We start from the raw sequence: 12,289 nt of genomic DNA, 5'->3' as shown, positions 1-12,289 counted from the left end.
ATTTTTCTGCTTGCTCAACAATAGATAATTTAAAGCCTAATGTATAATCTCGCTGAGTACGCTTAACGTCTTTAGTTTTAGTGGTTTTCATAAAATAAGTCCAAAATGTGTAAACACATTTCAGGACAAGACATTATATAAAATAAAAAAGCCCTAATATTTAATTAGGGCTTTTTTGCAATAACCAAAAGAGGTTAGCTCTCTTCTTTATTTTTTGTTTTAGCGGGGTCTTTTAACACCGACATTTTTGGCGGCTGAAGTGCAAATATACGCTCTCCCTCTTGCGGTGGCTTTTCCATATTACTGGTAAATGGGCGAAGCTTAACTGGCGTATCGTCGTCGTTGTCTTTATCACCTTTTAAAATAAACAACGGGATCGCTTCAGGGTTCATCTCTTGGTATTTTTCCCAATCAAATTCTTCTGAAATACGCGTCGCACTTACTTTACCGCCTTTAGCAATAATACTGCTTAGGCGTGCGTAAGAGCCATCTTCACCAAACAAAATTTGTCTAGATAGGAATGTTGCACTGTCTTTGTTTGCTTTAGCATGCGAGGTAGATGAGCGCAGTGAAAATACATTTTTTTCATTCAACAAGTGAGAAAAATATTGTACACCAAGCGCATTATGGTGGCGGTTAGGTGAAAGTGCTAATACCGTTCTTATTGTTGTGAGCGGCAAGTAACGCTCAGCATGCTCTGATTGTGGGTTACCATAATAACAGGCAAGGCCGTCCATACGAGCCATTTTACAGTTCTCCCATGCGGGGTCTGATAGGTGAACAGGAATGCTTTGCTCTTGTAAACCTTTACCTATAGCGCGAGATACATGGTTTGCACCAATAATCAGTATGGTATTTGGAGAAGGTTGGCGCACGCCTAATAGCTTAGCAACAGGAATAGCGGTTAAGCTTTGCAATACCACAGTGATGATAATAACGGTAAATATTAACGGCACCATTTTTTCTGCATCAGCTACGCCAGCTTCCATCATACTTAGCGCAAACACCGACCCAACAGCAGCTGCAACAATACCTCTAGGGGCTATCCACGATAGCACCAAGCGCGATTTCATTGGCAAGTCAGTACCAAAAGTAGATATGGCAATACACAATGGACGCGCTATAAATAACACCACTGCAAGGAATATAAATACGTCGCTGTCTAACATCATCAAGTCAGAAAGCTGTAGCCGTGCAGCAAGTAAAATAAACAGTGATGATATTAAAATCATCGATAAGTCTTCTTTAAATTCAAGTACAGAATCGATTTCTAAATCATTTTGGTTAGCAAGCCAAATACCAAATACGGTAACAGCCAATAATCCCGATTCGTGACTTAAGTGATTAGATACCGAAAAGCTAATAAGCACCAAGGCAAGTATGCCAAATTTATGTAACTCGAATGGTAGCCATTCACGGCGCATAAGCTGTGTGGTGATCCAGCCCGCAACAACACCGATAGAAAGCCCCACGCCGACTGTTTTAACAAGTGCAACAATAGTGTGGCTAAGCACTTCTCCTTGGCCTACCAACATGACTGCTTCAAATACAAGCACAGCAAAAAGAGCACCGATTGGGTCAATTACAATGCCTTCCCATCGTAATATTCGGTCAATATCTTGTGTGGGGCGCATCGAATTAAGTAAAGGGGCGATTACCGTAGGCCCTGTTACTACTAGCACAGCGCCTAATACTGCAGCCACCCGCCAGTTAAGCTCAAGTAACCAATAGGCACTTAAGCTTATTACCACACAGGTGGTGATCATGCCGATAGAGCACAGGTTGCGTACGACCTTACTTATGCCTTTTAATTCTCTAAAGTGCAAAGTAAGGGAGCCTTCAAATAAAATGACAGCCACACTCAGTGACACAACAGGAAATAATAAATCACCCAGTAAAGCATCAGGGTCTAATACACCACTAAACGGCCCTAGCAATAAACCGGTAAGCAATAAGAACAAAATAGCGGGTACTTTAAACGCCCACGCTACCCATTGGGCAAGCACCGAACAAAGTGCGATACCGGCTATATAAATTGCTGACATAAATTAAGAATTCCTTATTTATCACAATGTGAAAAGTATAACTTTTGTTAAATATTAATACAGGGGTATACACGTGAAATGTTTAATTTGCTAATAAAATTTTAGCGCTTAATACAAAAATTGTAGGTTAAACTTATTGATTTATTTATAAAAATTGAATTAAAACACAAAAACAAATATAACTATTTGATTTTAAATGATTAACCGCATGAAGGTGAGGCGAAGATCTACATTAGAGTGATTTTTAGCCTTGATCTTACCCCTTGAAATAGCGTATTATATTTAGAGTTCAAACAATTAGTCATCTAAATATAATTTTGCAAAATAACGGTAAGTATTAATACTAGCGTCATATTTGCCCTGTAATAATAGATTTGTACGCTATTATTACCATTAATTAGTAGCTATTGTATTATTGAATATCTTGGTATGGTTTTTTCAAACAAGTTTATTTAAGCAATTAAGTAAATAAATGTTTGAGTTGAACTATTACTTTCAATGTTTAGCTCCCATCGTGGCGGCTAAATCTCGGTCCTTAAGTCATCACCCTATCTGTTGGTGTATCTGACTTTAGAGGCTCTATGTATGTTGTTAACAAAAAGGCCGCACACAGCCTTTTACAGCGATACATAAACAACACTTTTTATTTTTATATTTAATAGACCTCCATTTATTTTGGTTGGTGCTGTTTCATGTCTTTACAAATCTAAAAGCAATTTTAGGTCGTGTATTTGCGTGCGTTTAAAAAGTGTATAAACAAACAACCTATTCGAAATTGCGTATTTTATACGCAATTACCTAGTTTTAGTTCACACTATGTGAATGCAGATAAAATGGAAAGTTGAGATTTTATGCAAAAGTTAAATTGGCGTCGTATTGTTTTAAAAGTAGGTAGTGCTCTAATTGCTCCAGATCAAGATGGGTGCCGTTCACGCTACTTATTAACCATTGCGCAATTTATTGTTCGCTGTCGTGCTCGTGGTATTGAAGTTATTTTAGTATCTTCAGGCTCAGTAGCTGCAGGCTCACACTTATTCCCATCTGACATTCCACGTTCAGTTGTGATGAAAAAAGCGATGGCAGCAGCAGGTCAAACTGAAATGATGGCCATGTGGGATCGCTTTTTCGATTTTCCATCAGCGCAATTATTGTTAACCCATGGTGATTTACGTGACCGTGAGCGCTATGAAAGTATTCGCGAAACTATTTTTACTTTGCTAGAGCATGGTGTACTGCCTATCATTAACGAAAATGATGCTGTAACAACTGATGACTTAAAAGTAGGTGACAACGATAACTTATCAGCCATGGTAGCGGCGGCCGCTGATGCCGATGCATTAATGATTTTTTCTGATGTAGATGGGCTGTATGATAAAAACCCAAATTTGCACGACGATGCAGTTTTACTGCCTGAAATAAAATCAATTGATGAGTCTATTTATGCTATGGCAGGATGTGCTACAAGCTCTGTAGGAACCGGTGGCATGAAAACCAAAATTGAAGCTGCTGAAAAAGCAACGTCTCACGGTATTGCTACTTATATTATTAATGGCTTTAAAGAAGAAACCTTTAATAGATTATTGGCAGGTGACAACCCTGGTAGTGTTTTCCTTCCTTATGAAAAACCAATGCAAGAAGCTGTACACTGGATGACGCATACAGCGAATGAGCAAGGTGAAGTAGTTGTAGATGGCTCGTTTGATGAGTCTCTTGAAGGTGAAAACGGTTGCATACGTGGCGACGAAATAATGGAAGTTCATGGTGAGTTTGCCATTGGCGATACCATTTTAGTTAGAAGCGAGGATGGCACACGTTTAGCAAAAGCCACCGCAAATTATAGTAGTTGCTTGTTAAGCTTTATTGCAGATAACGAGCAAAGTGAATTTAGCGAAAAAATGCAGGATTCTATTGGTCCTGTTATTTCAGAAAAAGATATCGCATTATTGGAGAAGTCATGAGTTTGATTACGGATATTTCACGCCAGGCAGCAAAAGCTGCAAACACACTTGCTTTACTCGACACCGAGACCAAAAACCAAGTGTTAACCGAAATGGCGGCAGCATTACGCGCAGAAAAAGCATTTATAATTAAAGAAAACGAAAGTGATTTAAGCGCAGCACGCGATAATAACTTAGCCGCTTCGATGATCGACCGCCTAACGCTTAACGAAGAGCGCATTGAAGCAATGGCAGAAGGTATTGAAGTTATTGTAAGTTTAGATGATCCAGTCGGTCAGCTACGCGACATTACAGAGCGCCCAAATGGCATTAAAATACGTAAAATGCGTGTGCCATTAGGTGTTGTATGTATGATTTACGAAGCGCGTCCTAATGTAACTGCGGATGCAGGCGCATTGTGTTTTAAATCGGGTAATGGTGTTATTTTACGCGGCGGTAAAGAAGCCCTTAAAAGCTCGCAAGCCATTGCGAGTGTAATGCACGGTGTACTTGAAAAACATAACTTACCTAAAGCGCTGATCTCAGTTATTCCTGATCCAGACCGTGCATTGCTTATGGAACTAATGCAGCAACGCGAAAGTATTGATTTAATCATCCCTCGTGGTGGCGAAGGCTTAATTAACTTTGTTACAGAAAACAGTACTATTCCTGTTATTCAGCACTTTAAAGGGGTGTGTCATTTATACGTAGATAAAGATGCCGACTTAGAGGTTGCACTTAATTTACTATTAAATGGTAAAACACAGCGCACAGGCGTATGTAATGCGCTTGAAGGGCTAGTGGTTCACCAAGACGTTGCTGATGAATTTTTAAATTTATGTGCCGTTGTATTGCGCCAAGAAGGTGTGAAAATTAATGCAGATGAGCAAGCCGCAAAATACTTCGATAATGCTACAGTACTTTCTGATAATGAATTTGGTGAAGAATACTTAGATTTAGAAATTGCTATTCGTGTAGTACCAAGCTTTAGTGCTGCTGTGGAGCATATTGCTCAATTTGGTTCAAACCACACTGAGGTTATTTGTACTAAAAACGATACTGCGGCTGAGCTTTTCCAACGCAGTGTTGATGCATCGGTAGTAATGGTAAATGCATCATCGCGTTTCTCAGATGGCTCGCAATTAGGGTTAGGTGCCGAAATTGGTATAGCTACAACTAAGCTACATGCTTATGGTCCTATGGGGCTTGAGTCACTTACAACTGAAAAGTATTTAGTTAATGGCGAAGGCCAAGTACGTAAGTAACGTACTTCACATATAAAAAACGCCGATTGTTTAATCGGCGTTTTTTTATGCGTTTTGCAAAGTATGGTTTAGTTTTTCTAACCAGCTTTCTAATGGCTCAGGCCGGTGCAAATGGTACCCTTGTAGGATAACCTCAGGGTACTCTTGTAATAAGTTAAAGTGCGATTGATTCTCGACCCCCTCCGCTACCACTTCTAATTGAAACAACCTGCCAAGGCTGACAATCATATCAATAATTAATTTATCGTTGTTATCAGTGGGGGCTTCAAGCACAAATGAGCGATCTATTTTTAGCTCATGAATAGGTAACTGTTTTAAGTAGGTTAAACTTGAGTAGCCCGTGCCAAAGTCATCTATCGATACACGTACGCCCAGCTTTTTAAGGTAGTGTACGGCTTCAATGGCCGCTTCCATGTGATTAAGTAACGTCCCCTCTATTATCTCAATGGTGAGTTGCTGAGGATTAATATCAGCACTTTTAATTTGTTGGCTTATAAAGTTTAAAAATCGCGGTTCATGAAAATGGCGACCGCTTATATTTACCGAAATATTCAAACTTGGGTGGCTGTATTTAAGCTTGGTAAGTAAATTAAGTGCATTAGTCGTAACCCAGCAGTCTAATTCAAAAATAACATCAGATTCTTCAGCTATTGATATAAATTCACATGGGCTTATAAAGCCTTTTTGAGGGTGATTCCAGCGCAGCAGTATTTCTGCGCCTTTTAACGTTTGCTTACTATCAAATTGCGACTGCAAAAATATGGATAGCTCATTTTGAGGAATGGCTTTTCTTAAGTCTTGTTCAATTTCAAAACGTCGTTTAGCTTGCTCGCCAAATGTAGTATCAAAAAATGTAACTCTGTTTCCGCCTTTTTCTTTGGCTTTATAGCAGGCTGCTTCACAATTTCTGATTGTCTCAATAGCACTTTCCCATACATCGTCACGCGGGAAAATATAAGTGCCTATACTAATTGTTAAGCTAACCTCTTGCCCATCAACGTCAAAAGGGCGGTTAACTGCGTTTAAAAGCTCTTGCGCTTTGTTTTCGGCGATTGATTGCGCACGTGTACGCCCAATTCCTTTATCTACGCTACATAAGGCGGCAAATTCATCACTGCCTAAGCGTGCGATAATATCTTTTTTATCTACATTGGCATGAATACGCTGAGCAAGCTCCTTTAAAATATTATCACCTGCTAAAAGCCCTAAGCCATCATTAATAGAGTGGAAGCTATCAATGTCGATAATATAAATATAGGCATATGTTTTATCGCTACTGCAATCTTGTAGTTGTTGTTCTAACTGTTTTAAAAAGCCATTACGATTAGGTAGCTTTGTAAGCTCATCATGCCAAGTTAGGTAATCTATGCGCTCTTGCGTTACCTTTACGCTTGAAATATCACTAAAAACGCCAATGTAGTGAATGTTGGTGTCTTGCTCGCTTTTTACCATGCTAAGTGTTAATAGCTCAGGGTATAGCTCGCCATTTTTTCTTCGGGTTACAAGTTCTCCGCTCCAGTAGCCCGCTTCGTTAGCGTGCTTCCATACTTCATCAAAGCTAATACTTGGGTGATTATTTTGTTTTATCTCTTTTAAATCCATTTCCAACGATTCAGCTTCGCAATAGCCGGTAATTCTACAAAATGATGGATTAACAGCGATAATCTTGCCATCGCTATTAGTAATTACAACACCATCGGCGGTACTAGTAAGTGCCTGGTAAAATAACTTTTGCTTAGATGACAGCTGCTTTAGCTCTTCCTCGCGTTGGCTTAACTCTTTTGCAAGGGCTTCTATTTCGAGTAATTTGTCGTGTAAGTCAAAGTTTTTTTCGATAAGTCTGTCTAGCATGCCTTGTGCAGTAATGTGCGTACGTATGCGCGCTCTAACCAAAGCTAACTTGTAAGGTTTATGGATATAATCAATGGCACCCATTGCAAAGCCTTTCTCTTCAGACTCTACTTCAGTAAGTGCGGTGACAAAAATGATGGGAATGCCTTTGGTATTTTGCTTTGCTTTTAATCTTTTACATACTTCATAGCCATCCATGCCTGGCATCATAATATCGAGTAAAATTAAATCTGGGCGTGTGGATTCAACAAATACAAGCGCTTGTTCACCACTTGTTGAAATGCGTACATCGTAGTCTGCAAGTAGGCCCTCAACTAATACATGTAGGTTGCTAGGTTCATCATCAACAATGAGTATCAAAGGCTTTCGCGGTTGAGTTACTGCAGGTTGATTGTTGCCAGCTAGAAAGGTTGAATGCACACTAAATCCTTATTCTTTAATTACCCCTTAAAGTTAGTTTATAGTTGCCATAATTGTCTAGTTTTTATAGTTATTTCTGTATTTATCAATAAGTTTAATCACTAAAGCGTAGTTAAAGTTATCTATTGCCTCTTTTAGCTTGAATAATGGATGGGAATGATCGAATTTTTGAAGCGCAATTTCTCTAACTAATTTACTAGGAATAGGACGGGCAGATAACGCTAAAGAATAGATTTCATCAATTAATGTATCTGGATTTTGCCCAGAGCTCATAGCTTCAGGCTGATGATTATAAGAGTTTGTTACCAGTAGCTGTCTTACTGCATAAAGTGCTAAGGTCAATTGTTCATTAAAAACACTAAGATCGGTGCATGCGTTACTGCTCAGTTCTAACTCTGCTTTTTTAGCGCTTTGCTCTAGTAGCTCTAACCCTAGGGTGCCGGCTAAGCCTTTTAAGTTATGCATCGCTCTAGCTAATGTTTTATGCTCATTATTTTTCAAGTGCTTTACAGCTACCTCCATAAAGTGGCTGTAATCGGTATTAAACTTAGTGAATATTGAATTAATGAGTTCATTATTATCTTCAAGATTAGACCGTGCTACATCGAGGTTTAATGTACATAACGTATGGGTTTTTGTTAGATGCTTTTCTATGCTGTCACAAAGCAGACCAAATAATAACGGCTTGACTAAATAGTCATCCATGCCTGCTCGAATGGCGGCTTTTTTATCATTAGAAAATACAGCTGCAGTTACAGCAACAATAGGCGTTGTATAACCCCTTTGACGCAGTATACGTGTCGCTTCTAGGCCATCCATCACTGGCATTTGAATATCCATAAAAATAATATCAATTGTGTTTTCTTCTGCTTTAATGAGTGCTTCCTCGCCATTACTTGCAGAGATAACAGTCATATTCATTTTAGTTAATAGTGCTTCAAGAATCTCTTGGTTTACAGGGTTATCATCTACTGCAAGTGCGGTGTAACCGGTAAACTGTGGGTAAGACTCTCCTTCTTTAAGCTGTGTTGAGTCGGGCAATAATAAACGCATTAACTGAGAATCAGTGTGAGTATTACCTATTGTTATAATATCAATATGATCGCTATCGGGGACTGCTTGCGGGTGTTCTTGATCGTTAATGAGTAAAATAAGCAGCAGTTTGTGTTTATTTTTTTGTTTTTGTAAGTACAGTTGCTGCAAAATAAAATTCTCTTTTAGTTCTTTGTGTGACAACGTCATGATCACAATATTAAAAGGGTTACTCGGTTGAGACATTTTTGCAATTGCACGCAACGGCTCTTGGGTAATTTCTGCAGTAATATCAGCGCTACTTAATAACTTAGTGAGTGATTTTATTTGCTCAGTATCGGGAGTAATTAGTAAGGCATGCTTTTTAAGCGCTTCTTTGCTCGTCATTTTAAACGGTAGTGTAAAATAAAACTCACTCCCGACGTGGGGTGTGCTGCGTACTTGTATTTCGCCGCCTAGTAACTTGGTTAGTTGCTTACAAATAGTTAAACCTAATCCGGTGCCGCCATATTTACGTGTTGTACTGGAATCGCCTTGGTAGAACGAGTCAAAAATTGAGGCGGTTTGCTCAGGCGTCATGCCTATGCCAGTGTCTTTAATACCAAAGCGTAAGTGTATTTGCTGCTCATCTTGTGTTGTGGCTTCAATTGTTACAGTTACTTCACCGCGATCTGTAAATTTAATGGCATTACCTACACAGTTATTGATAACTTGACTCAAGTGCAGTGGATCGCCCATCAGCTCAAGCCCTGCATCAACATGCAATACAAAATTAAGGCGCAACCCTTTTTGTTTAGCATTTACCGAAAATAAATTTTTTACATTAGAAACCACGGTATGCAAAGTAAAAGGGATTGATTCAAGCTTTACTTTATCAGACTCAAGCTTTGAAAAGTCGAGTACGTTATTAAGTATTTGCAGTAAGTTTTGAGCACTTGAAAACGCTTTATCTGCATAGTGTTTTTGTTTTGCTGGAAGAGCGCTGCTTTGTAATAGCTGCAGCATACCTAAAATACCGTTCATTGGAGTGCGAAGCTCATGGCTCATATTAGCTACAAAGTCACCTTTCGCTTGGTTGGCATTTTTTGCTTGGGTGATGGCTAGTGTAAGCTCTTTATTCATTAATTCCATTTTAGAATTAAGCGCTTGGGTTTCTGCTAGTAGTTCTTTTGTTTGTTTATTTTTTAAATACAGCGCATTAGCGGCGGTAATAACCGAGTTAATTTCATTTTGATGATGCTCATCACTATTTAGTGTTACTTGCTTTTCATTACTCATATCATTTAACAGCTTAGTTAATTTCGCAATGGGCTTAATGACAGAGTTAAATATAAAAAAGGTAATTACTATTATGATAACAGTGATCAGCGCGGCAAAAAGGTTGGCCATTTCGGTACTTTTTAATACGTGGTCTCTTAGCTGCTGCTCGGTCTGGGAGAGCTTTTGCTTCTCTACATCCCTAATTTTTTCGGCTAGGTAAAGCAGCTCGTTTTCTATTCCTGTTAAAACTACATTTATCGAAAACGTATAGCTGCGGGTTAAAATAACTAATTGGCTATACGCTTGCTCAAGCTTGCCAGTATTATTAAGTAGGTTAACATTAGCGGTTTCAATACTCGCCAGTAGGGTATTTAAGTGTGCTAGGTTATCTTGCACATTTTGTGCTTCATCATAATTTGGCTTGTGTAAATAATTGGTTGTTGCTTGTTCTATATTGCTAATAGTTAAAAGGGTATTCACTATTTTATTTTGCTTGTTGGTTAGCGTGTTTTTTTTAAGCTCATTAAGTTGTGCTTTTAGCGCTTCAATAGGTTGTTTGAACTGTGTAATGTACAGCTGCTCTCGTTTGGTTCTGTTAACGACTACGCGATTAAATGTATCTTGGTAATTATTTAAGTACTCGTTAAGGCGCTTTATATTGTTTTGATAGTTTTCGTCATACTCATTTAAATGTGTACTTAGCGTATCTAAATCCATTTTTGCAGCATTTAAGTGCACATTAAACTTTTCAATGGTATTGCTATTAGCATGATCTAGATAAGCAATAGCTTGGCTTTGTAAAGAAATTACATCGTTTTCTAAACGGGTAACGGACTCGCTTTGTAATAAAGCTTTGTGCTGCGCATTTTGCAGCTCAAAAAGTGATTTTTGCGAATAATTGAATAGGTAACTTTGCAAAATTAATAAAGTAATTAATACGCATAGAGCAATTATTATTTTTGATTTTATTGAACGGGTTATCATTATCTGCTTATTAACTCATACCATTTTTGCAAACTGTAATCGTAAGTCGGCATAACGCTATTCCAAACAGCTACATTGCTTAAGCGTTTTAAATAGCTACCACCATTTCGCTGCTCGCCGGCTTTTACTGCGACTTGTTTTTGGGTGTTTAGTAAGTCAACCGAAGTGGGCTTGCCTAAGTACCAGTAATCCCATTCACTTGGTGAAAGCATTGATTTTGAGCGCTGTGGGTTACTAATGTAATACCCTTGGCGAGCAATAAATGCGCCGGCCCATCCCGAAAGCCACCAGTTCATGTAATCGTATGCGGCATCTTTTTGGTTATTATTAACCTGTGACGATAAGCACATTACCCCATGCCAGCCACGATAGCCCTCTTTTGGGGCGGCAAATCGCACATTAACATTTTGACTATTGAGCGCGGCCACAGCGGGGGAAAACATACTTTCTATGTGCACGCGTTGGCTTTTCATAAATTCAACAGACTCTGGCACCGAGTTCCAATAACCTGCAAAATGCCCTTGGCGTTTATAGTCAATTAAAATACTAAATAAACGGTCAAGCTCGGAGCGAGTAATCGCACCAATATCTTTAAATGTTATTAACCCTTTGCTTTGTGCTGCCAAGGCAAGGTCAAATAAGCCAATTGTGGGTGCATTTACAATGCCTACTTTACCTCGGTGGGCATCATCAAGTAACCAGCCCCAACTTTCAGTTTCGTAGGCAATGCCAGGTTTTATCTTAGCGGTGTTATAGCCAAAAGAGTCAACATTATGTACATAGGGCAAAAAGCTAATGTAATCGCTTTCATTTGCGCTTAGTGTGCCGTTCTCTTGTACATTGAGTAATTTATAAGGGGCGTCGCCTGCACCTAATTTTGCATCGGGGGTGAGCTTCCCCGTTTTGGTAAGAGAGTTTATTTCATTAAAGTAGGTTAGTCGTTTTTTTTCTATGGGCTGAATAGACCCCGCCCGCCAAAGTACATTAATACTGTTTGACCATTGCTCGTATAAATCAAATGAGCCAGGGTCCATGGAGGCTTTTTGTAATACGGCAGCACTACCGGCAGGGGAAAATTCTATATTTATGCCTAAATCAAGCATTGCTTGTTTACGAATGGCTTCTTGTAGCGTGACATGTGTTCCTAAGACTCTTAGGGTTACTTTTTTTCGGGCAAAAACATAAGGTACATGAGTAACTACGCCCGCGGTTAAACCGATGATAGCGAGCTTTTTTAATGTGGTGCGTTTAGGGGTATCCATTGTTTAAGCCAAAAGTATCACTGCTACAGATGAGATAATTTATAGCCAACAAAGACTAAACAAACAAGGAATGCGCAAATATAAAAGTTATTGTGTAGAAGATAAAAGAATAATAAAGCGATGAAAAATAGGAAGTAATAGAAGAGTAGGAAAGTGGTGGAGCTAAGCAGGATCGAACTGCTGACCTCCTGCGTGCAAGGCAGGCGCTCTCCCAGCTGAGCTATAGCCCCACA

At 39.0% G+C, this 12,289-nt stretch carries 6 protein-coding genes and 1 tRNA gene; 2 read left to right on the top strand and 5 right to left on the bottom strand.

The window, feature by feature from the left end; translation table 11 throughout:
• Window positions 1–194 precede the first annotated feature (194 nt).
• Complete coding sequence (locus CWC04_RS18715; protein WP_024031470.1) at window positions 195–2,045, bottom strand: cation:proton antiporter; 1,851 nt, start codon at window positions 2,043–2,045, stop codon at window positions 195–197.
• Between the two features lie 851 nt (window positions 2,046–2,896).
• Here CWC04_RS18715 and proB point away from each other — a divergent pair.
• Window positions 2,897–4,003 (top strand): glutamate 5-kinase, encoded by a 1,107-nt coding sequence (proB, locus tag CWC04_RS18710; protein WP_004587658.1) that lies wholly within the window; start codon window positions 2,897–2,899, stop codon window positions 4,001–4,003.
• Entirely contained in the window at window positions 4,000–5,247 is a 1,248-nt protein-coding gene (locus CWC04_RS18705; protein WP_138686148.1) for a glutamate-5-semialdehyde dehydrogenase, read from the top strand. The genes proB and CWC04_RS18705 overlap by 4 nt, the downstream gene beginning before the upstream one ends.
• Before the next feature lie 45 nt (window positions 5,248–5,292).
• On the opposite strand, the gene CWC04_RS18700 is transcribed toward CWC04_RS18705, so the two are convergent.
• The 4 genes from CWC04_RS18700 to CWC04_RS18685 form a co-directional block, all read right to left on the bottom strand.
• Window positions 5,293–7,518, bottom strand: a complete 2,226-nt coding sequence (locus tag CWC04_RS18700; RefSeq protein WP_138686147.1) for a two-component system response regulator — start codon at window positions 7,516–7,518, stop codon at window positions 5,293–5,295.
• Window positions 7,519–7,575: 57 nt separating this feature from the next.
• Window positions 7,576–10,794, bottom strand: a complete 3,219-nt coding sequence (locus CWC04_RS18695) for an ATP-binding protein (protein ID WP_138686146.1) — start codon at window positions 10,792–10,794, stop codon at window positions 7,576–7,578.
• Window positions 10,794–12,056: an ABC transporter substrate-binding protein gene (locus tag CWC04_RS18690; protein ID WP_138686145.1), complete on the bottom strand. Its 1,263-nt coding sequence runs from the start codon at window positions 12,054–12,056 to the stop codon at window positions 10,794–10,796. Before CWC04_RS18690 ends, CWC04_RS18695 begins: the two co-directional genes overlap by 1 nt.
• Window positions 12,057–12,210: 154 nt before the next feature.
• Window positions 12,211–12,286, bottom strand: a tRNA-Ala gene (locus CWC04_RS18685).
• Window positions 12,287–12,289: the final 3 nt, after the last annotated feature.

This window comes from Pseudoalteromonas sp. S2893 (assembly GCF_005887105.1).
Lineage (GTDB): Bacteria > Pseudomonadota > Gammaproteobacteria > Enterobacterales > Alteromonadaceae > Pseudoalteromonas > Pseudoalteromonas atlantica.
The sequence above is the reverse complement of the archived record's forward strand: the minus strand, read 5'-3'. Positions and strand labels throughout refer to the sequence as shown.

Coding starts and splice junctions, on each gene's coding strand:
- CWC04_RS18690 (WP_138686145.1), bottom strand. CDS start 12,056: ATGGATACCCCTAAACGCACCACATTAAAAAAGCTCGCTATCATCGGT.
- CWC04_RS18715 (WP_024031470.1), bottom strand. CDS start 2,045: ATGTCAGCAATTTATATAGCCGGTATCGCACTTTGTTCGGTGCTTGCC.
- CWC04_RS18695 (WP_138686146.1), bottom strand. CDS start 10,794: ATGATAACCCGTTCAATAAAATCAAAAATAATAATTGCTCTATGCGTA.
- CWC04_RS18705 (WP_138686148.1), top strand. CDS start 4,000: ATGAGTTTGATTACGGATATTTCACGCCAGGCAGCAAAAGCTGCAAAC.
- proB (WP_004587658.1), top strand. CDS start 2,897: ATGCAAAAGTTAAATTGGCGTCGTATTGTTTTAAAAGTAGGTAGTGCT.